Origin of the sequence: Micromonospora sp. NPDC049175 (genome assembly GCF_043197345.1) — a bacterium.
Classification (GTDB): Bacteria; Actinomycetota; Actinomycetes; order Mycobacteriales; family Micromonosporaceae; genus Micromonospora.
In genome coordinates this window covers 51,499-72,859 of sequence record NZ_JBICSY010000002.1, presented here as the reverse complement: position 1 = coordinate 72,859, position 21,361 = coordinate 51,499, and the positions used below count along the sequence as shown (strand labels likewise).

General features: G+C 70.2%; 18 protein-coding genes and 1 tRNA gene. 10 read left to right on the top strand and 9 right to left on the bottom strand.

The features are described from left to right. The first annotated feature begins 10 nt into the window (after positions 1-10). Genes ACGFH8_RS07120 through ACGFH8_RS07110 form a run of 3 tightly spaced genes read left to right on the top strand, consistent with a single transcriptional unit; the run spans position 11 to position 2,817 of the window. Positions 11-703 (top strand): response regulator transcription factor, encoded by a 693-nt coding sequence (locus ACGFH8_RS07120; RefSeq protein WP_393364741.1) that lies wholly within the window; start codon positions 11-13, stop codon positions 701-703. Next, on the top strand, positions 696-2,162 hold the full coding sequence (locus ACGFH8_RS07115) for a histidine kinase dimerization/phospho-acceptor domain-containing protein (RefSeq protein WP_393364738.1): 1,467 nt from the start codon (positions 696-698) through the stop codon (positions 2,160-2,162). The genes ACGFH8_RS07120 and ACGFH8_RS07115 overlap by 8 nt, the downstream gene beginning before the upstream one ends. 55 nt (positions 2,163-2,217) lie before the next feature. Beyond that, positions 2,218-2,817, top strand: coding sequence for a hypothetical protein (locus ACGFH8_RS07110; protein WP_393364735.1), 600 nt, complete (start codon positions 2,218-2,220; stop codon positions 2,815-2,817). A 39-nt stretch (positions 2,818-2,856) separates the two neighbouring features. On the opposite strand, the gene ACGFH8_RS07105 is transcribed toward ACGFH8_RS07110, so the two are convergent. Further along, positions 2,857-4,458 carry a ricin-type beta-trefoil lectin domain protein gene (locus tag ACGFH8_RS07105; RefSeq protein ID WP_393364732.1) on the bottom strand — a complete coding sequence of 534 codons (1,602 nt, stop codon included), beginning with the start codon at positions 4,456-4,458 and terminating at the stop codon, positions 2,857-2,859. A 139-nt stretch (positions 4,459-4,597) separates the two neighbouring features. Beyond that, positions 4,598-6,793, bottom strand: coding sequence for a hypothetical protein (locus tag ACGFH8_RS07100; RefSeq protein WP_393364729.1), 2,196 nt, complete (start codon positions 6,791-6,793; stop codon positions 4,598-4,600). Positions 6,794-6,918: 125 nt separating this feature from the next. On the opposite strand from ACGFH8_RS07100, the gene ACGFH8_RS07095 reads away from it, so the two are divergent. After that, on the top strand, positions 6,919-7,626 hold the full coding sequence (locus ACGFH8_RS07095; RefSeq protein WP_393364726.1) for a glycosyltransferase family 2 protein: 708 nt from the start codon (positions 6,919-6,921) through the stop codon (positions 7,624-7,626). Here ACGFH8_RS07095 and ACGFH8_RS07090 read toward each other — a convergent pair. After that, positions 7,612-8,505, bottom strand: coding sequence for a transketolase family protein (locus ACGFH8_RS07090; protein WP_393364723.1), 894 nt, complete (start codon positions 8,503-8,505; stop codon positions 7,612-7,614). The genes ACGFH8_RS07095 and ACGFH8_RS07090 overlap by 15 nt on opposite strands. Positions 8,506-8,510: 5 nt before the next feature. Further along, the gene (locus ACGFH8_RS07085) at positions 8,511-9,206 is read right to left on the bottom strand and encodes a transketolase (protein ID WP_393364720.1); all 696 of its coding nucleotides are present in this window, start codon (positions 9,204-9,206) and stop codon (positions 8,511-8,513) included. Positions 9,207-9,253: 47 nt separating this feature from the next. Here ACGFH8_RS07085 and soxR point away from each other — a divergent pair, with 47 nt between their 5' ends. Next, a complete protein-coding gene (gene soxR, locus ACGFH8_RS07080; protein WP_357242641.1) occupies positions 9,254-9,712 on the top strand; it encodes a redox-sensitive transcriptional activator SoxR in 459 nt (152 codons plus the stop codon). A 5-nt stretch (positions 9,713-9,717) separates the two neighbouring features. Here soxR and ACGFH8_RS07075 read toward each other — a convergent pair whose 3' ends face one another. Next, on the bottom strand, positions 9,718-10,692 hold the full coding sequence (locus ACGFH8_RS07075) for an NAD(P)H-quinone oxidoreductase (protein WP_393364717.1): 975 nt from the start codon (positions 10,690-10,692) through the stop codon (positions 9,718-9,720). Positions 10,693-10,854: 162 nt separating this feature from the next. Between ACGFH8_RS07075 and ACGFH8_RS07070 the strand changes: the two genes are divergently transcribed. Next, positions 10,855-10,941 (top strand) — tRNA-Ser (locus ACGFH8_RS07070). Between the two features lie 276 nt (positions 10,942-11,217). Here the strand turns inward: ACGFH8_RS07070 and ACGFH8_RS07065 are convergent. Continuing rightward, positions 11,218-12,618, bottom strand: a complete 1,401-nt coding sequence (locus ACGFH8_RS07065; RefSeq protein WP_393364714.1) for a pentapeptide repeat-containing protein — start codon at positions 12,616-12,618, stop codon at positions 11,218-11,220. 497 nt (positions 12,619-13,115) lie between these two features. Between ACGFH8_RS07065 and ACGFH8_RS07060 the strand changes: the two genes are divergently transcribed. Further along, a complete protein-coding gene (locus tag ACGFH8_RS07060) occupies positions 13,116-14,327 on the top strand; it encodes a helix-turn-helix domain-containing protein (protein ID WP_393364711.1) in 1,212 nt (403 codons plus the stop codon). 644 nt (positions 14,328-14,971) lie between these two features. Here the strand turns inward: ACGFH8_RS07060 and ACGFH8_RS07055 are convergent. Further along, the gene (locus ACGFH8_RS07055; protein ID WP_393364708.1) at positions 14,972-15,124 is read right to left on the bottom strand and encodes a hypothetical protein; all 153 of its coding nucleotides are present in this window, start codon (positions 15,122-15,124) and stop codon (positions 14,972-14,974) included. Between the two features lie 135 nt (positions 15,125-15,259). On the opposite strand from ACGFH8_RS07055, the gene ACGFH8_RS07050 reads away from it, so the two are divergent. Then, positions 15,260-15,802: a YbhB/YbcL family Raf kinase inhibitor-like protein gene (locus ACGFH8_RS07050; RefSeq protein ID WP_393364705.1), complete on the top strand. Its 543-nt coding sequence runs from the start codon at positions 15,260-15,262 to the stop codon at positions 15,800-15,802. Positions 15,803-15,911: 109 nt separating this feature from the next. Here the strand turns inward: ACGFH8_RS07050 and ACGFH8_RS07045 are convergent, their stop codons facing one another. Then, positions 15,912-16,622 carry a class I SAM-dependent methyltransferase gene (locus ACGFH8_RS07045; RefSeq protein ID WP_393364702.1) on the bottom strand — a complete coding sequence of 237 codons (711 nt, stop codon included), beginning with the start codon at positions 16,620-16,622 and terminating at the stop codon, positions 15,912-15,914. A gap of 212 nt (positions 16,623-16,834) precedes the next feature. On the opposite strand from ACGFH8_RS07045, the gene ACGFH8_RS07040 reads away from it, so the two are divergent. Continuing rightward, positions 16,835-18,670 carry a hypothetical protein gene (locus ACGFH8_RS07040; protein WP_393364699.1) on the top strand — a complete coding sequence of 612 codons (1,836 nt, stop codon included), beginning with the start codon at positions 16,835-16,837 and terminating at the stop codon, positions 18,668-18,670. A gap of 12 nt (positions 18,671-18,682) precedes the next feature. Here the strand turns inward: ACGFH8_RS07040 and ACGFH8_RS07035 are convergent, their stop codons facing one another. After that, entirely contained in the window at positions 18,683-19,459 is a 777-nt protein-coding gene (locus ACGFH8_RS07035; protein ID WP_393366993.1) for a hypothetical protein, read from the bottom strand. Positions 19,460-19,777: 318 nt separating this feature from the next. Between ACGFH8_RS07035 and ACGFH8_RS07030 the strand changes: the two genes are divergently transcribed. Continuing rightward, complete coding sequence (locus ACGFH8_RS07030) at positions 19,778-21,307, top strand: peptide deformylase (RefSeq protein WP_393364696.1); 1,530 nt, start codon at positions 19,778-19,780, stop codon at positions 21,305-21,307. The last annotated feature ends 54 nt before the right edge of the window (positions 21,308-21,361 follow it).

Here is a 21,361-nt window from a genome sequence, read left to right as displayed (position 1 = left end):
TCATGGGCCGGTGACCGTCGAACCGCCGCACCGCGGGCTCGTCCTCGTGGTCGAGGACGAACCGGCCATCGCCGACCTGGTCCGGCTCTACCTCGCCCGGGACGGCTTCGGCGTCCACCTGGAACGCGACGGCGAGGCCGGCCTGCACGCGGCTCGCCGGTTACGCCCGGTGGCCTGCGTCCTGGACATCGCGTTGCCGGGCCTCCCCGGCACCGAGATCTGCCGCCGGCTACGCGAGGCCGGCGACTGGACCCCGGTCATCTTCCTCACCGCCCGCGACGACGAGGTGGATCGGATCGTCGGCCTGGAGCTGGGTGCCGACGACTACGTCACCAAGCCGTTCAGCCCTCGGGAGTTGGTCGCCCGGGTACGCGCGGTGCTGCGCCGGGCCGCCGGCGGCCCGGCGGGCGCGGACCGGCCGCGCGTCGTCGGCCCGGTGACGCTCGACCCGGGCCGCCGCACGGTCACCGTCGCGGGCGCTGCGGTGCAGCTCACCTCCACCGAGTTCGACCTGCTGGCCCACCTGATGGCCCGGCCTGGCCGGGTCTTCACCCGGGAGGAGTTGCTGGCCGGGGTCTGGGGTTACGCGGCGCACGCCGGCACCCGCACGGTCGACGTGCACGTCGCCCAGGTACGGGCGAAACTCGGCCCGTCCAGCGTCATCCGGACCCACCGTGGCGTCGGGTACGCGGTCGATGCCTGACCAGCCCGCGCCCGTCGAGTCGCCGACCATGACCCTGCCGGTGGTCGGCGCCGGCCCGCCCGCCGCACCCCGACGAGGCCGGTTCGGCCGCACCCTGACCGCCCGCGCGGTGCTCGTCACCTGCGCGGTCGCGCTGGTGTCGGTGCTGGTCACCGCGATCGTCGCGGTGCCGTTGGCGATTCGCGGCGCGGAGCGACGCGATCAGGACGCACTCGCCGCGCAGGCCCGGCTCGCCGCCGAGGTGCTGCGGACCCGCCTGGACCGGGGGCGTGCCGCCGACGAGGAGCGGCTCGTCCAGCAACTGCGCGACCAGGGCATCGACGCGTACCTGATCCGGCGCGGGGCGGCCGACCGGCCGGGCCTGCCGCCTCGGGTGGTGCAGCGGATCGGCCAGGGCCGCAACGTGTCGGTGCGGCGCGTCGTCAACGGCGAGCGTGCCCTTGTCGAAGGCCGGGCGCTGCCCAACGGCAACGGGGTGGTGCTCTCCCGTGGCGCGTCCAACGGGCTGTGGGCAAAGGTGCTGCTCAGCCTCTGGATGCCGCTGCTGGCCGGGTTGGCCGCCGGTGTGGTGGCCGGGCTGCTGCTGGCCCGCCGGCTGGCCCGGCCGATCCGCGTCGCGGCCACCGCCGCCGCCCGGCTCCGCGCCGGCGACCGCGCGGTCCGGATACCCGTCGAGTCACCTGACGAGGTCGCCGACCTGGCCGAGGCGTTGAACGGTCTGGCCGGCGCGCTCGCCACGAGTGAGGGGCGGCAGCGGGAGTTCCTGCTGTCCGTCTCCCACGAGCTGCGCACCCCGCTGACCGCGATCCGGGGGTACGCCGAGGCGCTCGCCGACGGGGTCCTCGGCGCGGACGACACCGTCGACACCGGTCGGACGATGCTGACCGAGGCCCAACACCTGGACCGGCTGATCGGCGACCTGCTGGCGCTGGCCCGGTTGGAGGCCGCCGACTTCCCGCTCGAACCGGTGCCGGTGGACCTGACCGGGTTGGCCGTGGGCGCGGAGCCGACCTGGGCCGCCCGGTGCGCGGCGGTGGGCGTCCCGTTCCGGTTGGAGACGCCCGGTCGGCCGGTGCCCGCGTACACCGATCCGGGGCGGATCCGGCAGGTGCTGGACGGGTTGCTGGAGAACGCGCTGCGGGTCGTACCCCCGGGGTCGCCCGTGGTGCTCGCGGTCCGGCCGGCCGGCGCGGACCCGGCCTCCGGCGGTGAGCTGGAGGTCCGCGACGGCGGGCCCGGCTTCACCGACGACGACCTGGCGGTGGCGTTCGAACGCGGTGCGCTGCACGAGCGTTACCGGGGGGTGCGCAAGGTGGGCAGTGGGCTGGGGTTGGCGCTGGCCGCCGGCCTGGTCCGTCGGCTGGGCGGGGAGATCGCCGCGGGGCACGCGCCGGAGGGCGGCGCGGCCTTCACGGTCCGGCTGCCCGCTGATCCTTACCTGACTCGAACATCGGCCTGACGCTCCGCTCGTCCTCGGCCGGAATGCTGGGGACTCCACGGACGAAGGGAACGTCATGCCACGTTGGGGATTCGCCACCGGCGCCACGGCACTGCTCGCGGCGGTCACGCTCGGCGTCACCGGCTGCGGTGCGGCCGAGGTGGCCAGCCAGCCCGCCCAGGAGGCCGCCGTCGAGGTCGCCGCCGCGCTGGGCGTGGAGGGTCAGGCGCTCACCGCCATGGGCTTCGACGCGGACGACCTGGACGTGCGGACCATCGCCGCGCCGGCCACCCCGACGCCCGGTGCCTCGCCCACCGCAAAGGACAAGGCCCGGGAGAAGCGGGGCGAGGAGCTGCGCAAGCGCCACCAGGCCCGCGTGCAGTTGCGCAAGAACACCCTGCACGGCGAGGCCGTGGTGAAGAACAAGGACGGCGGTACGCGGACCGTCGCCGTGCAGCGCGGCGAGGTGACCGCGATCGACGGTGACTCGATGACCGTCAAGTCCACCGACGGCTTCACCCTGACCTGGACCTTCGGCGACGACCTGCGAGTCGTCGAGCGCCGCGCCACGGTGCAGCCGAGCGAGGTGAAGGTCGGCACGACTGTCGGTGTCGCCGGCGCGAAGGACGGCGACAAGAGCGTGGCCCGGCTGATCCTCGTCCCCCGCGCCAAGTGAACGAGGGGTCCCCGATCGACTCGGGGACCCCTCCATCCGTCAGTAGACGCGGGAGCCGATGAAGTCGTCGTGACCGTAGCCGACCGGGTTGGCGGCGGTACGGGCCTCGAACGACCACTGCTGCCGGGTGCTGCTGGAACAACTCGCCAACCGCAGGCGGGAGCTGCCCAGCAACGGGTTGTCGAACGCCACGCAGAGGTTGCTCGCCGCCGCCGGCCTGAGCTGGTTGCCGGCGAAGACGAACTGCTGCGCGGCGGTGCCGTTGCAGTCGTAGATGTTGACCGCCGTGCCCGAGGTCATCGAGCTGTTGGCGACGTCCAGGCAGCGGTCGTGGGACAGCTCCGAGTGCAGTGACTGTCGAGTCGAGTCGTACCAGAAGCCCTGGTTACGCCCACCGTGGCAGGCGTGTGGCTGTTGCACCGTGCCGTTGCGGGAGTCGTATCCCCTGCCGTCGACGCAGGTGCCGGTGGCCAGGTTGCGCAGTTGCCTGAAGTCCAGCAGCCCGGGGTGGAGGACGGCGCTGCCGGTGCTGGCCGGGTCGACGCAACTGGCCCGCTCCTGCCCGGAGTTCCAGAACTGGGTGATGCACTGGGCGAACATGCCGTGTCCCCGGGCGTTGGGGTGGAACGACTGCCGGGCGGCGTTCTCGTTCCAGATCCCGACCTCGATGAAGAGGCCACGGACCGAGGTGTTGTCGGTGCACACCTCGTGGCCGTGGAAGAGCCGGCTGGCGTCCAGGTATCGGGTGCCGGTGGTCGCGGCGGCCGACCGCAGCGCCGACTCGAACATCGGCACGGCCTTGTTCCGGGCGAACGCCGCGTCGGCCAGGTAGAGCAGGCAGCCACCGGAGTACCAGCCGGGGAAGTTCGGGTTGTCCTCCACGTCCGGGCTGCCCGGGCTCGGGTACGACATGAGCACCAGCTCGTAGTCCGAGCGCAGGTAGCCGGCGTCGGTCATGGTCTGCCGGATGTCGGTGAGCGCCTCGGTCACGGCCTGCCGGCTGCCGTCGGTGCGGATCGTCCACTGGTCGGTGTAGGTGGGGTAGCAGGGCCCCTGGAAGAGGACCCGACGGACGGCGCAGTCGGTGGCGACCGGGCCGAACTGGATGGTGCCGTCGCCGTTCGCGCCGACCACCACCCAGATCAGCTTCACGTGTGTGTTGCGCGCCTTGATGCCCAGGTAGTCGCCCTGGTTGAGCTCGTTGTGCTGGGTCGGTCCGCCGGCGACGAGGTTCCACGGGGTGGCGCCGGAACAGGCCAGGTTGTACTGCGCGTCCGACGGGATGCCGGTCCGGAAGACCGCCTGGTCGTACGAGCGGTCGCACCAGTTGCCGTCCTGGTGGGTGCCGGGGACGTAGTTGCCGACTCCCTCGCCGGAGATCTCGCTGTCGCCCATGGTGATCAGGGCGGTGCGGCGTTGCTCGATCGGACGGATCGCGGGGCTGCCGTAGAGGGCGGTGGCTTCGGCGGCCCGGACGGCTTCGAGGTTGGCGGGGAGCGGCTGGACGGCCGGCCGGTCGGCGGCGGTGGCGGGGATGGCCGGTCCGGCGAGCATCGGTAGGACGAGAGCAGCGACGGCGACGACGACGGTGCTGACCCGTCGTCGGGTCGCGCGTTCGGGCCTGGCGGGGATTGCAGGCATCGACGCACTCCTTTCGGCTCAGTCGCGGGACGTCGACCGAGTTACCAGACGGTAACGTGCGAATCAATGGATGTGAATGCGCCTCGGATCCTTGCGCGCGAGCTGCAGAACCGCCCGGATCGGACGATCCGGGCGCGGGTCAGCGGCCGGGTGGCAGCGCGTAACCGACGTAGCCGCGAAACTCCAACCGCCAACCGGCCGGAACCAGCTTGGCGCAGGCCGGCCGACTGCCGGTGCAGACGATCGCGTCCACCGAGGTGGGGTCGGCCGGCGGCCGTTTCGGCAGGACCGACTGCAACGACACCAACTCCGGCGAGCGGCCGTCCGGCTGGCGCAGCGCCAACCACCACGGGTACTCCCAGTTGTCGTTCTGCTCCACCAGCCCGATCCGCCGGGCATCGCTGTCCCGGACCGCCGCCGCGGCCCAGCGGAACTCGTCGGCCCACTGCGGGCGGCGCAGGAACCGGGTGTCCCAGTCCGAGGTGGTGAAGACCGAGCCGGCGCCGACGAGCCGGCGCGGGAAGCCGTACGACAGTGCCAGCGCCCCGGCCAGCGCGGACGTGGCCAACACGACGACCACCGACAGGGTGGCCACCGAACGCCGTCGACCGCCGGCCGTGCCCGTTGTGCGGCCGGCCCGGCGGCGCAGGAGCGCGTCCACCCACAGCCCGGCGAGCGGCACGGCGAGCACGAGCGCGTACAGCAGCAGTCGGTTGCCCCACGGCTGCCACTTGAGCATCGAGGTGTGCAGCAGAACGGTGGCCAGCACCACCACCGCGTACGCGCGCAGCGGCCCGACCTGCCCGCCGTCGATCCGGCGCGGCCGGGCCAGCGCGACCACCGCGCCGATCAACGCCAACGCCCCGGCGATCGGGAACGCCACCCGGTCCTCGTCCGGGTACCAGGCGGGTTCCGGGAAGTTCTCCCGGCCGAAGGTGGTCGCCCGGTCCTGGGGATCGACGCCGATCGCCTCCGCACCGCCGATGATCGCCTCCCCGCCGAGCTGACGCAGCGGCGCCAGCGGCGTGTCGAAGGCGGTGTGCCCGATCCGCAGCGCGTTGATCAGGATCGACGGCGGATCGTGCCGTTCCATCGGAATCGACTCCCGCAACCGGGGCGGGCCCAGCGGATGCCCGAACTCGGCCGTCACCCGAGCCAGGAACGGGCCGACCAGCACGGCCGCCACCAGCATGATCAACACCGAACCGGAGAGGACGCGCGCCACGCCAGCGACCGGGCGAGCCGTCGACCCCCCGGCGTCGGATGCCCGGGCGGCCAGGGCCAGCCGGAGCTGTGCCAACCCCCAGAGCACCAGCAACGGACCCACGGCGATCAGGCCATTTGTCTTCGTCACCGCCGTCAGCCCGGTGGCCGCGCCCAACCCGAGCAGGGTGCCCCAGTCGGTCCGCCGACGCAGCCCGTCCAGCACCAGGGTCGCCGCGCAGACCACCCATGCCGCACAGACCAGGTCGGTCTGCGTGCTCGTCGCCTGGAGCACCACCATCGGCGTGGTCGCCAGCACGAACACGGTGATCAACTGAGCCCGCCGGCCGCCGCCGAGCTGTGCCGTGATCCGTGCGGCCACCAGCAGGCAGAGCACCCCGGCGGCCCACTGCACCAGGTTGTGCAGGTGGTCCCCGCCGGTCAGCAGGCGCAGGTGCAGCAGCAGGTACTCGGCTCCGGGCGGGATGGTCACCTGCCGGTGGATGGCGGTCGGCCAGAAGTCCAGGTCGCCCTGGGCGACCCAGTGCTCCACCTTCGGCAGGTGGTAGGTCTGCGAGTCGAAGTTGTTCGGCTCGGCCAGCAGCGCGACAAGCAGCTCCACCAGGACCAGGCCGCCGACAGTGCCGGCGAGCAGGCGCTCGCCCCGACCCGCCGTCCGCCAGGTGTCGACGGCCCGGGCGAGCAGGCCACCGCGTACCGGACCGGCAGGGACCGGACGGCGGTCGGGCTCGGCCCGGCCGCCGTCGGCGCTCGGCGCGGGCAACTCCCCGCCGGCGCCGGTGGAGACCGCCGCGCCGACCGGTACCGGCCGGGGTGCCGCGGCGGGCTGTCGCGCGGGAACGGCGTCCCGACGCCGGCGCAGCCACGCCGCCGTCGCGCAGGCGAGCAGGAAGAGCAGCCAGGCGGTGACGAACGCTGGTCGGGTCAGCGCGTGCGCCGCGCCGAGCACCTCGACGACGAGCACCGCGTACGCCCCGCTGACCAGCGCGGCACGTACCACGGCGAGCCGCGACGGCGCCCCCCCGGCGGCCCTGCGCGGCCTCGTCGCCACGGTGAGCAGGAGCACCGCGGCGGCGGGTATCACCGCGAACAGGGAGCCGGCAGCCGACATGGCCGGAAGTAAACACCATCGACCTGAGGCCGCCACGTCGACTGCCCGTCGGTGCTGGCATACGTTGTGCTGACCGGCCAGGCTAGGCTATGCCCGACGTGTCGTCGCCACCGTGGAGAATTCCCGTGAAGCTTTCGATCCTCATGCCGGTCTTCAACGAGGAAGAACGCATCGCGGACGCCCTCAAGCAGGCATTGGCAGTGGACTATCCGTGCGAGATCGAGCTGCTCGTCGTCGACGACGGGAGCCGGGACGGCACCGGTGAGGTCCTCGGTCGCGCCGACGACGCGCGCCTGCGGGTCATCACCCACCAGCGCAACGCCGGCAAGGGTGCCGCCATCAAGACGGCCGTCGACTGCGCGTCGGGCGACTACATGGTCATCCTCGACGCCGACCTGGAGTACGACCCGCAGGACATCCCCAAGCTGCTCGACCCGGTGCTCGACGGGCGGGCCGAAGTCGTCTACGGCAACCGCACCTTCGGTAGCCACAGCGCCTACAGCTTCTGGTACGTGATGGGCAACAAGGGCGTCACGATGGCGGCCAACGTGCTGTTCAACTCGTACATCGGCGACCTGGAGACCTGCTTCAAGTTGATGCCGGTGGCGCTCTACCGGTCGCTGGCCGTGCGCTCGCGCGGCTTCGGCATGGAGGCCGAGGTGACCGGCAAGCTGCTGCGCCGTCGCATCCGGCCGTACGAGGTGCCGATCAGCTACCGGGCGCGTGGCCGCGAAGAGGGCAAGAAGATCACCTGGAAGGACGGCGTCGAGGCGATCTGGATCCTCGGTCGCGAGCGCGCACGCCGCCGTCCCGCCACGTCAGCCGCGCGTTGATCCCAGGAACGCGCTGATCGACCGCCGCAGACCGGCGGTGTCCAGGCCGTGCCACCGGGTGTGGTCGGCCGGGCTGCCGTACCGGCGCAGGTCGGTCTGACCCACCCCGAGCGCGAGCAGTCGATGTGGCACGTCCGCCATCGCCCGGCTGACGACCGCGCTCGACGTGCCCGCCAGGTACGGCTCGACGAGCACCACCTCGGTCCCGGCGAGCGCCCGTAGCCCCTGGCTGTCGAACGGCCGGGGCGTGTGGGTGTACGCGACGGTCACGTCCATCGCCTCGGTCGCCGCCAACGTGGCGTCGAGCGTCGGCCCGACGGCCACCACGAGCGGCGCGTCCGCCCCGCCCTGCCGCAGCACCCGCAGCCGGTCCGCGTCCGGGTACGCCTCGGCGTTGCGCTGCTCACTGAGCCGCAGGTAGACCGGGTCGTCACCGGTCGCGGCGTGCCGGAGCAGCGGCGCCACCTCGTCCGGGTGGCCGGGCACCCGTACCGTCCAGCCGTTGCCGAGCGAGTCGAAGAGCGCCACGTCCCCGGGCGACTGGTGCGTCCGGCCCTCCGCCGACCCGTCGTAGGACGCGCCGATGCTGACCAGGACCGCGCCCACGCCCTGGTGGTCCAGATCCAGCTTGATCTGCTCGTACGCCCGGTCCACCAGGAACGTCGCGTACGAGTGCACGATCGGGCGGAGCCCGGTCAGGGCGAGCCCGCCGGCCACACCGATCATCAGTTGCTCGCGGATGCCGACGTTGAGCACCCGGTCCGGGTGCCGTCGACCGGCCGGGGCGAACTGGCTGGCCGAGATGTCGGCCACGACGAGCGCGGTACGCGGATCCTCGTCGAGAAGCGCGGCGGTGGTGTCGATGAACGCGGTACGCATGGCTGTCATCCCCTGCTCTCGACGCGGGCGACCACCAGGTGTGGCTGCCGTGGGCGGTGCCCGGTCAGCGCCCCGTACAGGGCGGTGTGGTCCCGGCCGTCGACGGTGTCGGCGGTCCAGCCGTTGACAGTGAATCGGCTGGCGATGCCACCGGACCAGCCGTGGGTGGCCGACGAGTTGTCGACGACGATCGCGGTGAGGCTCTCCAGGCCGGTTGCCCCCGCGTACGCGATCGCCTCGTGGTTGGATCCCTCGTCCAGTTCGGCGTCGCCGAGCAGCACGTACACCCGGGGGGTGAGCAGCCCCTGGGCCCGCAGGCCGAGGGCGGTGCCGACGGCCAGCCCGAGGCCGTGGCCGAGTGAGCCGGAGCCGATCTCGACCCCGGGCACCAGCGACCGGTCCGGGTGGTGGCCGAGCCGGCTGTGCGGCCCGGCCAGGTCGTCGAGCCAGTTGTCCGGGATGAAACCGTGCGCGGCGAGCACCGCGTAGTAGGCGGCCGGCCCGTGCCCCTTGGACAGCAGGAACCGGTCCCGTTCCGGGTCGTCGACGGTGTCGGGGGTGACCCGCAGCACCCGGTCGTAGAGCACCTGGAGCACGTCGATGGTGGAGTGCGCGCTGGGCGCGTGCTTCTCGTCGCCGGTCAGTCGTCGGATCAGCCCGGGGAGCCGGGACCCGGTGTCGGTTTTCAGTGCTGTGGTCATGCCACTACTGTGTGACTTGAAGTGCACTTCAACTCAAGGACCTGGTGATGCAGGATCTACTGACGATCGGCGAGCTGTCCGCCCGCTCCGGCGTGGCACCGTCGGCGCTTCGCTACTACGAGCGACTAGGGCTGATCCGCGCCGACCGTACCGGCGGCAACCAGCGCCGGTACGCCCGCGCCGAGCTGCGCCGGGTCGCCTTCATCCGGATCTCCCAGCAGGTCGGCGTCTCGCTCGACGAGATCCGGGCGGCGTTGGAGTCGCTCCCCGAGGCCCGCACGCCCAGCCCGCAGGACTGGGCGCGACTCTCCGCGAGCTGGCGGGGCCGGTTGGACGAGAAGATCCGCCTGCTCACCAACCTCCGCGACGACCTGGACGGCTGCATCGGCTGTGGTTGCCTGTCCCTGCAACGCTGCACGCTCAACAACCCGGGTGACGCGCTGGCCGGCGAGGGGCCGGGCGCCCGCCTGATGCTGCCCCGCCCAACTGACGACACGCTCGTCTGACGGCCTCATCCGCGTGTGAGCAGCACCTTGCCGAAGTGGTCGTTCGACTCGACGAGCCGGTGCGCCGTCGCTGCCTCGCTCATCGGCACCCGCCGGTCCACGATCGGTCGGACCGTGCCGGCCTCGATCAACGGCCACACCTCGTCCCGTACGCCCTGGACGATCTCCGCCTTCTCGGCGAGCGGCCGAGAGCGCAGCGACGTCGCGGCGACACTCGCCCGCTTGGCCACCAGTGCACCGAGATCCAACTCGCCCTTGCGCCCACCCTGCATCCCGATCACCACGAGCCGGCCGCCGGTGGCCAGCGCGGAGACGTTCCGGCCCAGGTAGGACGCGCCCATGATGTCCAGGATGACGTCCGCGCCCCGACCGTCGGTGGCCTGCCGGACCTCCTCGACGAAGTCCTGCTCCCGGTAGTCGATCGTGTGGGACGCGCCCAGCTCACGCAGCCGGGCGTGCTTGGCCTCGCGAGCGGTGGTCAGCACCGTCGCGCCGAGGGCCGCACCGAGCTGGACCGCGAAGGTGCCGATCCCGCTGCCCCCGCCGTGCACCAGCAACGTGTCACCCGCGCCGAGTCGCCCCACCTGGATCAGGTTCGACCAGACCGTGCAGGCCACCTCCGGCAGCGCCCCGGCGTCCACCGGGTCGCAGGCCGGCACCGGCAGCAACTGCCCGGCCGGGACCGCGACCCGCTCGGCGTACCCCCCACCGGCCAGCAGCGCGCACACCTGCTGCCCGACCGCCCACCCGGCGACCTCCGACCCGACCTCCGTGATCACCCCGGAGCATTCCAACCCGGGGTACGGGGACGCGCCCGGCGGCGGCGGGTAGTGCCCCTGCCGTTGCAGCAGGTCAGCGCGGTTGACCCCGCTGGCCCGCACATCCACGATGACCTCGTCGGGGCCCGGCTCGGGGTCGGGCACCTCGGCCCAGACCAGCGCGTCGGGTCCACCGGGTTCGGGAATGGTGATGGCTCGCATGGGCCCAGTCTTCCCGATCTCGTCAGGTGTCGCAGGCGCAACCGCGAGCCCACAGTGGACAGCCGGGACGGCCTGGTCACCGCGATGGGGGAGGGACGCCGGGCCGACTGGCGGGAGCCGTGGCAGACTGTGCGTGGCCGTACGCCCGCGGGTGGCGGCCCAGGAGGGTTCGCCTAGTGGCCGATGGCGCTGGTCTTGAAAACCGGTAAGGCAGCGATGTCTTCGTGGGTTCGAATCCCACACCCTCCGCCCACCTGACAGTAAACGCCCACTGGCCAGCGCGAATGCTGGCCGGGGGGGCTTCCGTGAATGGCGAGGCAGTCTCACTTCGTCCCGTTCGGGGTCGCCGCGTCTCACTCGTCGCGGCAAATGGGCGGCAAAGTTCGTCGGCCGCTCCGGCGCTCTCGTGCTGGCCAGGAGTGGCTAGCGCCGGGCCGATGGCGGTCAGTGGTGGAGTCGGCAGAGAGGCTCAAGTGAGACCTCACCAATTATGCGAGCTGCCACCCGCTCTCGCGGCACCGTTGGTTATCGCGGCTCGTCAGCGTCTGAGGTAGAGCAAATTTGTTCTGCCGCCGTTTCATCTTCGGCCCGACGAGGTTGCGGAATTGCTATTACGGTGTAGAGGTCTCGAGTGTCTTCGTGCTTTGGTCCGCGTTTCCAGCCGGGAGGCAAGTGCTCATCACCGGAGGTGCCAGGTGCGAGAATAGCGCCTGCGAGATCGGCATCCTTATGAAAGGTGGAGGTGATGAAGAGATTCCCGCCACCTAAGCGCGTATTCAGAAATGTTGCATGACCACTGAAGTGGCAACCTTCAAAGTTTGCGTTACGCACGAAGTTCGAACTGTTGAATGTGACGTCGGCTTCGAACTGGGTTTCAACGAAGGTCGGCAAGTGGTAAAAAACGTTACGAAATGACGCGTAGTGGGAGAAGGTAGTGCCGGAGAAATCGCATACATCGCTGAGTGTGCCGAAAGTAGACTCATCGAATGTGGCTGTTCCACCGAACTTGGCTCGATCAAAGCTAATCGAAGTGGCCGCCGTCTTCGCAAAATCGGCAATCCCCTCGAACACTGCCTGAGAGAATCCGGCACGGTTGCCGAAGGTAGCGGAAGCGAAGGTGACGGGCCCGAACGTTGCACCATCGAAGATAGCGCCGAATGTAAAGTTGCAGTCCTCGAAGCTGCTGGAGCCCTCGAAGGTTGCTCCGGAGAAGTCCGCGTATCCGATGCACGCTCGCGTAAAAGTGAAATCGACTAGTCTTGCTCCCACTAGGCTAATAGCAACGTCCATGCCGCCCCAGAAGGCCGACTGGTGCCTGCGGCTCGCAAACTCCTTGAAGAGGTGTCGGTGCAAAATCCGCTGAACGGTAGAACGAACTTCTAGTTCCTCTCGAGCTGCAGCATGCTTGGCGGATTCATCATCAGTAGGTTCGGGGGACACTCTTACAAGTTGCGGGGAAGTGAAAGGCATTCTCAGGTAGGCGCACATCAAATCGATCACGGTTTGCCGGTGTCCTGAATTGTCCTGGGCTAGACGTTCCAGCGCATATAGGCTCGCTAGCCGTACCGCCGCCTTGTCTGACCCGAGTTGTTCGGCCGCCTTGACATACAGCTCCGTGATGCGGCGTTCAGTCGCGTCATGCTCGGTTGCGAGCTGGGTTTGCTCTGCGAGCCATTGCCGCCGAGCGGTAAGGAGCAGCAGTACCGCCCCGGCGGCTCCGGCACCTACGGTGAGTCCTGTTCGGATCGTCTCAACACGCAGCTTGGCTGCCTCAAGTGGGTCGGCATCTGAAGGTGGCCGTACCTCTTCCAGTAGCAGGCTGACCGCGAAGTAGGTGACCGCCCCGACAGCTAGCGTGGCAAGAGGGATCAACCAGACCGGCATGGCACGCCACGACTTACCTGCTCCGCTGTCTCGTTTAGCCATCGACTCATGATGCGCCGAATGTGACCCAAGCTCGCCGCGACGCAGCGTTTTGTCGTTCATCCGACGGCCAGTCGCCCCGAACGTAAGGCTTGCGGCAACGCGCCGGGGGGTGCGCTGGCACTTGGACGCCTGGCCGCTCATCAAGCAGGAAGCTCACGACGCCCCGGCTTGCGACAACCCGACGGCGGTAAATGGCCGGCGATCACCAGTAGTTCAACGGTATTGGCCCTGGTCGGAAGGGGGGTAGAACTAGGTCTTGAAACCGGTAACGCAGCGATGTCTTCGTGGGTTCGAATCCCGCACCCTCCGCTCACCAGGACGCCGCGCTTACCCACTCGGCTTCCCGGAAGGGGCGTCCCAAGCTCAGGAATGCCCCCGATATCACTGGGCCCGAGTGGATCATCTGCGTCGAGGAGCGCAGCGAGTAGGCATCGACGGGTGCCTCATCGCGGCGTACGGTCGGGGTACACGATGTACCCGATACGGCGAGGTGCCTCATGGCGGATCAGCAACTCACCCCCGGCCAGCGCGTCGAGCGGCTTCGTCGAGCCGCCGGCCTCTCCCGCGAACAGCTCGCCGGCCTTGCCGGACTGTCGCCGACCACGATCAAGTTCGTGGAGAACGGGCGTCGGAGCCTGACCTTGCGAGCCGCTCAGCAGGTCGCTCCGCACCTCGGCGTACGTGACCTTGGAGATCTGTTCGGGCCGCAGGTGACCTTGTCCCTGGATGGAAGACCCAGTCACCCCGCGATCGGTGATGTCCGTCGGGCGTTGACCGCCTGGCACATCTCCGTCTCTGGCGAGCCGGAGTCCCCCGACTATCTGCGCGGCGCTGTGGACTCCGCGTGGCAGACCTGGCACACCTCTCGGCATCAGCGCACCGAGGTGAGCGTCATCCTTCCCGGGCTACTCGACGCCACTCAGCGAGCTGCCCGGCTGCACACCGGCGACGACAGGCGGGTCAGCCTGGCCCTGCTGGCCCAGGCACATCACCTCGCGCAGGCCTACCTTGCTTGGCACGGTGACCGCGAGCTGTGTTGGCTGACTGTCGACCGCGGTATGGCGGCGGCCCTCGATGCTGACGACCCCCTCGCCATTGCCCAGTCCACCTGGTACGCGGCGCACCTGTTGCGCGCTGTCGGCCGGGGTGACGAGGCGTTGGAGCGTTTGCGGGAGGCGCGCGATCTGATCGAGCCGCGAGTCGCCGATGGTGGGAGCGAGTGGGCCGAGATGCTTGCCGACCTGCATCTCTGTACCGCGTTGACGCGGGCTCGTACCGGTGACCAGGGTGCCTGGTCCGACTGGGATGCCGCTCGTCGGGTGGTCGAGCAGGCCCTGCCGGCCGGCTTCGTCGGCCTTCGCACCCGGGTGTCGCGGCCATTGGTCGACGTGTACGCGGTGATGTGCGCGGTCGACCTGGGCGATCCTGACGAGGCGCAACGGCGGGCGCACTCGCTCGACCCGGCATCGATCCCGTCGACTGAACGGCGAGGCCGGCACTACGTGGAGTTGGCGCGCTCTGCCGACCTGGAAGGGGCACAGGAGGCGACGCTTCACCTGTTGGGCCTTGCGGAGGCCACCTCCCCTGAGACGGTCCGTTACTCACCGGCGGCTCAGGAGTTGGCAGGCCGATTGGCTAGGGAGGCGCCGGCGGCCATCCGCGCCGAGGCGATCCAGTTGGAGAGCAGGATCGCCGTACCGGAGCTGTAGGGGTACCTCCTGTCGCCGGGTACGCCGCGTACCCTTTGCGCCCTCCGTCGCTGCATACCGTGTTCTCGCGATTGCAGTGGGTTTGCGGCGTCACCCCCGATTTGAGGGCGATGTCCGCCGCCCCTGAGACGGGAGGGCACCGCAATGATGTGGCCGTTCAACCTGCTCCGTCGGCAAGCTAGGCGACTAGCGGCTTCTGTACCCCTCGGTGCTACCGGCCCGGCGATCCAACGCGCGGAGCAGGAAGCTGCCCGGGAACGCTTGTTGGCTCAAGCACGGCGTCACTCCGCCGGCAATCGCGACGGCGGTGCGGGCCGATGATGGGCGAGGTCCCCACCACGGTCAGAGCGGCCACGGATGCCCGATCGGTACAGGGGCAACGGGCCGCCGCCGTCTTGGCGAGCCGCCTCGCCGACCAACACATCCCGCGTCGACCCGAGTGGACCTGCCGTACCTGCGAGCAGGACACCCCGTGGCCCTGCGCCCCAGCCCGAGTACGGCTGTCCGAGGCGTACGGCGGTGATCGGGTCGGTCTGTCGATGTACCTGGGCAGTTTGCACGTGGTGGCGGTGACTGAAATGCCCGCCATCCCGGCGGCTGAACTGTTCGAGCGCTTTGTTCGGTGGGCGCGTTGAGCGGCCTGGTCACTCCGGCGGGTCAGTGGGCCGCTGCTCCCGGCGGATCGTCTCTTCGGCCAGTCGCTCGACCGCGCGTCGGCGTTCCCGGGCGAGCGACTGCTCGTCGGGCCTGCGGAGCGCGCTGATGACGGCGACCAGGAAGTCACGCCATATGCTCACGAATTTCCCCCGTGGACGTTGCGGCGGTGAGCATATCCGCGCGGCGACTCCGGACAGTGCCTAACCGGTCGTCGGCGGCCCCGGAACGGGGTAAGAAGGGGCTGATATCTCCGCACACCGGAAGGACGCGTTCTGATGACCCTGGAACGACCGATCGCCCCGGACCCGTACGAGCTGCTGCCGACGCTGCCCGCGTTCACGCTGACGAGTGACGACGTGCAGAACGGCGAGCCGATGGACTCCCGGCACGCGCACGGCAGCACCGGTGGTGACAACGTCTCGCCGCAGCTCAGCTGGTCGGATTTCCCCGCCGAGACCAAGAGCTTCGCGGTGACCTGCTACGACCCGGACGCGCCGACCGGCAGCGGCTTCTGGCACTGGGTGCTCGTCAACGTGCCGGTCGGCGTCACCCAACTGCCCAGCGGCGCGGGCGGCGCGGCGGGCACCGACCTCGGCGGGGCGTTCTCGGTCCGCAACGACTACGGCGAGCAGGGCTACGGCGGTGCGGCTCCGCCCGCCGGTGACCGCCCGCACCGGTACGTCTTCGCGGTGCACGCGGTAGACGTCGACCGCCTGGACCTGACCCCGGATGCGAGCCCCGCCTACGTCGGCTTCAACCTGACGTTCCACACCCTGGCCCGAGCGGTGATCCGCCCGACCCACCAGATCAAGGAGTGACCCGTACCCCGCGATCTTGCACTTTCTGTTCCGACATTCTCCACCTAAGGGGCGTCTGGACGACAGAAAGTGCAAGATCGCGGGGGCGGCATGCGGGGCGTGGGCAAGGTCAGGACGGGACTCGGGCCACCGCGAAGACCGACTGGCCGAACGGGGGGCGGACGAGCTGCTCGGCGGCCTTGGTGGCGGGCAGCACGAGGGTGTCGTACACCTTGACCATCGGGCCCTCCTTCGGCATCAGCCGGAAGACCTTCGTGGCCATGAAGTAGCCGATCAGCCCCAGCGCGTTGGCGTAGTGCATCTTCTCGATGGTCAGGCCGGCCTCGGTCATCGCCGCGCCGAGCGTCTTCTTCGTGTAGCGGCGGACGTGCCCGGTGGCGATGTCGGCCGGGCCCATCGCGAACTGGAACGCCGGCACGATGATGATCACCGCGCCGCCGGGTCGGACCAGGTCGCGCATGCTGCTCAGCGCGCCCACGTGGTCCTCGATGTGCTCCAGGACGTTGTACGAGACCGCGGCGCTGTAGTCGCCCCGGTCGTTGTGCGGCAGCAGCATCTGCCGGACGTCGATGTTCGGCCGGTCGGCGAGGCGCTCCTTGAGCTGCACCAGCCGGTCCGGGTCGGCCTCGGTCGCGGTGAACCTGGGCAGCAGCTCGGACCACTCCAGCGCGTAGTCACCGAGGCCGCTGCCGATCTCGATCGGGTCGTCGCCGAGGTACGGCACGGCCAGCTCGATGAACCAGCGACGGTGGTTGACAGCGGTCGCCAGACCTTCCAACACCTCGGACTGAACGCGCTGATCCCCAGTGATTTCTGCCATGCGTCGATTCCTCACGATATGAACTCGACCCGTGCCTGGACCGACAGAGTGAATCATCCGCTGGGACGGCAGAAGAATCGGGGCATCGGGGGTGGCCGAATTATGGTCGGGGGTGGGTTCGTGATCGGCGGTCGGCGAACCCGGCACATAGTACGGCAGTACCCCGAAACATGTCACGGCAGCGCGATGCCCTGACTACCCTGTGAATTGTCATGACTACTCCTGAGCCGGACGCGCCCAGCGACAGCGACGGTCCGGCCGTCGCACCGTCGGCGCAGGGGGAGTCGGGTCGCGCTCGGCCTTCCCGCAGGGGGAAGGTGGCCGATCTGGTCGCCGTGCTGAGCTTCGTGGTTCTCGGCCTGTGGGTGACCGCTCGGCTCTGGTTGGAGCCGGGCAGCGGCGTGCGGGACAACCAGTCTGATCAGTCGCAATTCGAATGGATGATGGCGCACGGTGCGCGAGTCGTCACGCAGTTTGCGTATCCGTTCCATTCCAATCAGATGAACGTCCCGGACGGCGTGAATCTGATGGCCAATACGTCCGTATTATCCATTTCGCTGCCACTGACGCCTGTCACCCTGCTCCTGGGGCCGAGAGTGGCATTCCTGGTCTTCCTCACCATCGGCATGATCGCCACCGCCACCGCCTGGTATTTCCTGCTCTCCCGGGTCCTGATCGGCAGCCGCGGGCCGGCGTGGCTCGGCGCCGGCTTCTGCGCGTTCGCGCCGGCCATGGTGTCGCACGCCAACGGGCACCCGAACATCGTGTCGCAGTTCGTCGTCCCGTTGATCATCTGGCGGACCCTGCGACTCGGCGAACCGGGCCGCTGGCTGCGCAACGGGGTCCTTCTCGCGCTCGTGATCGTCTGGCAGGCCTTCCTCAACCTGGAGATCCTGCTGATGACCGCGATCGGGCTCGGCCTGGTCATCGGCGTCCTCGCCGTCGGCCGTGCCGAGCTACGGTCCCGGGCCCGGTCCTTCCTCGCCGGCCTCGCGGTCGCCGCCGGACTCGCCGCGCTGCTGCTGGCGTACCCCCTGTACGTGCAGTTCTTCGGACCGGACGCGTACTCCGGGCTGTCCCGGCTGATTCGCGGCTACTCCAGTGACCTGGCGTCGTTCGTCGCGTACTCCCGGGAGGCGCTCGCCGGCAGCCCACGCACCGCCGCCGGCCTGGCCAAGAACCCGACCGAGGAGAACAGTTTCTTCGGCTGGGCGTTGGTGGTGCTGGTGATCGCCCTGGTCTGGTGGTTGCGGCGCTCGATAGTGGTGCTCGCGCTGGCCGCGCTCGGGCTGCTCTTCGCGGTGCTCTCGCTGGGCCGGGAGGTCCGCTTCGACAACCGGGGTACGGGGGTGCCGGGCCCGTGGGCGGCGCTGGAGAACCTGCCGATCCTGCACTCGGTGGTGCCGACCCGGTGGGCGTTGGCGATCACGCCGATCATCGGGCTGCTCCTCGCCTACGGCGCCGAACGGGCCCGCGAACTGGCCGGCTCGCATCCGGCCGCCAGGGGACAGGTCCGCTTCGTCACCGCGACCGTGCTCACGATGGCCCTGTTGCCGATCGTCCCCACTCCGCTGCCCGTGGCCCACCTCGACCCGGTCCCCACGTTCGTGACAAGTGGGGCCTGGCGGGCGTACGTGACGGGTGGGCGCAGCGTGGTGACTCTGCCGCTGCCGGACAGCACCTACGCGGAGCCGCTGCGGTGGGCGGCGGAGACCCGGCTGGACATGCCGCTGGCCCGGGGCTACTTCCTCGGTCCGGACACCCGTCCGAGCGCCGATCCCCCGCGTGTCGCGTTGTTCGGTGCGCCACCCCGCCCGACCAGCAGCTTCTTCGCCACCATCAGGCGTACCGGGGCGGTGCCGCCGATCACCCCGCAGGCGCGGGTCCGAGCGGTCGACGACCTGCGCTTCTGGCGGGCCGGGGTGGTCATTCTCGGGCCGCACGAGCACGAGACCGCGCTGCGTCGGGGGATGACCGAGCTGACCGGGATCCAGCCGGTCCGCACCGGTGACGTGTGGGTGTGGGACGTCCGGTCGTTCACCGACTGAGCCGACGAGGGGCTAACGGACGCAGCAGCCCTGGCAGACCTTGGGCCGGGGCAGGGTGAAGGCGAGGCAGCAGGTGCGCCGCTGCACGCTCGGCTCACCTGTCGGCCCCGGCACCAGCTCGATCAGGTCGGCCAGGTCGAGCGCGCCGAGCAGGGTGTCGATGCTCTGCACCGTCGAGCCGGGCAGGCCGTCGGCGGCCCGCAGGATGCCGTGCGCAATGCCGGAGGCGACCGAGCCGAGCAGCGTCCGGGTGCCCACCCGGACCTCCGACTGGATCGCCGTGATGAGCGGTGCGAGGTGCGCGTCGAGCAGTGCGGCGCGCAGCGCGGCCAGCAGCTCCGCCTCGTCGGCGACGACCCGCACCTCCGGCAGGCCGGCGAGCGCCAACGGGTCGTTCGGCAGCACCGCGACTGTGGTCCCCCGACGCAGGCCCATGGTGAGCAACTGCCGGTGGTCCTCGAAGTGGATCAGCACGTCGGCCGGGTCGACGAGCGGCACCCGGCGGGCCGAGGCCCAGCCGAGCACGACCGGCAGCGACGTCCAGTAGCTGTACGACTTCCAGGCCAGCGCCGCGCACGCGTGCGGCGTGCCACCCCAGCGGGTGGCGGCACCGTGCAGCAACTCCGGCAGCCGGCTGCCGTCGATCAGGGTGGTGGCGGGCGCCCAACCGAACTCGTCGTCGACAACCAGGCCCCGGGCGAGCCCGGGTACGTCGTCGGTGCCGAACATGGCCCGCAGCGCCGCGGTGACGGGGGCGAGCGGCGTGGCGACGGCGTCCCGCCTCGGCATCACCGCTGTCACCTGAGTCATCCCCCGTCTGCGTGACCGGGAGTGCCCCGGTGGACGACATGTGCCGTCCTGAGCTAAGGCTAGCCTAACCAGGCCGTCGACCGTAAGGGAAGCCTCACCTTGGTCATATTCCGGCGAATGTCACACCCGTCCGACGGGAGTGGTGCGTCGCTTACTACCCGGAGTAGCCCCTGGGAAACGCTGCCGCACCATCGACGACTGTCGGTGGATTGTCAAGCGGTGTGTCGAAAACATGCCAGTTGCGTGTGTGCTCGCGCACAGAACGTGAAACTTAATGCCCCGGCCACGAGGAAGCTAATGACGACCTCACCCCTCGAACGGGCTGCCGACTCCTTCGCGGCCGAACTCGCCCGGCAACGGACCGGGCGCGGGCTCTCCAAGAAACAACTGGCCATCCTGATGGGGTTCGACCCGTCCTACGTGAGCCATGTCGAGGGACGCCGGCACCGCCCCACCGAGGACTTCGCCCGCCGGGCCGAGGCGGTCCTGGAAGCCAACGGCGCGATCTGGCAGCGCTTCCGGGAGTACGACGACCTGCGGCACGCCCGCACGGGTCAGCCGCACCGCGAGTCGCACCTGCCCGGACAGTGGCTTCCGCCCGGCACCGGCCTCGTCGTGGAACGGGAACTCGCCACCCTCACCCACACCGACGGCGGTTACCGGTGCATGATCCGCCGGGAGCTGTACAACGCCGGGACCGAGCCGGTCACCCGTTACCTGATCCGGGTCGCCGTCGACCGCTACCCGAACGATCCCGGCCGCTCCAACCGGCACCACCGCGAGCACCAACTCACGTTCGCCGAGCTGCAACTACAGGCCCGCCGAGACGACGGCGGCGGCGAACCGGAGCCGATGCACTGGCGAGCCAAACACGACCGGGACGCGTTCAAGGAGATCTGGCTGCTCTTCGAGAACGGGGAACGGCGCTTTCCGCTCTACCCGGGCGACCGAGCCACCATCGAGTACGCGTACAGCGTCGGGCACGAGAAGTGGGGTCCCTGGTTCCAGCGGGCCGTCCGACTACCCACCCGGCAACTCGCCGTACGCCTGGATCTGCCCGCGGCGCTCGACCCGCAGGTCTGGGGCGAGGAAACCTCGCTCTCCACGGAGGAGGGCCCGCTGCGGACGGCACCGCAGCGGCACGACGAGGGCGACCGGGCGATCTACGAGTGGCAGACCGACGACCCACCCCTGAACGCCCGCTACCGGATGCAGTGGCGCTTCCGCGCCCGCCCGGAAACCGAACCCGACAGTGGCCCGAGCGGTGTCCGGGTGCGACCCAGCGACCGGATGCGCGGCCTCGGCATCGTGCAGCGCGGCGACGACCTGCTCCGCCAGCGCGCCCGCCCGTTCGACCTGCCGGGGGAGGAGCACGTCGCACGGGACGTCATCGACCGGCTCACCACGGCCCTGGCCCGACTCGACGAGCTGCACCCGTTCAGCAAGGGGGTGGGCGTCGCCGCCCCGCAGTTCGGCATCGGCCGGGCGGCGGCCGTGGTGCGGCCCCCCGACCGGTTGGCCGAGCCGGTCGTGCTGCTCAACCCACGGGTTGTCGACGCCGCCCCGGACACCGACGAGCAGTACGAGGGCTGCCTGTCCTTCTTCGACCACCGAGGTCTGGTGCCCCGGCCGCTGCGGCTGGACGTGGAGCATGCCCAGTGGGACGGCAGCCGGATCATCACCTCGTTCGAGTTCGGCATGGCTCGGCTTGTCGCACACGAGATCGACCACCTGGAGGGCCAGCTCTACGTCGATCGGATGGCGCCCGGCGTGCCGCTGGTGCCGGTCGAGGAATATCGGGAGACCGGGCACCCCTGGCGCTACTGACGGACGAGGGGGACCGGGGCGCGTGCCCCAGGGGGCGGGGGCACGCGCCCCGGT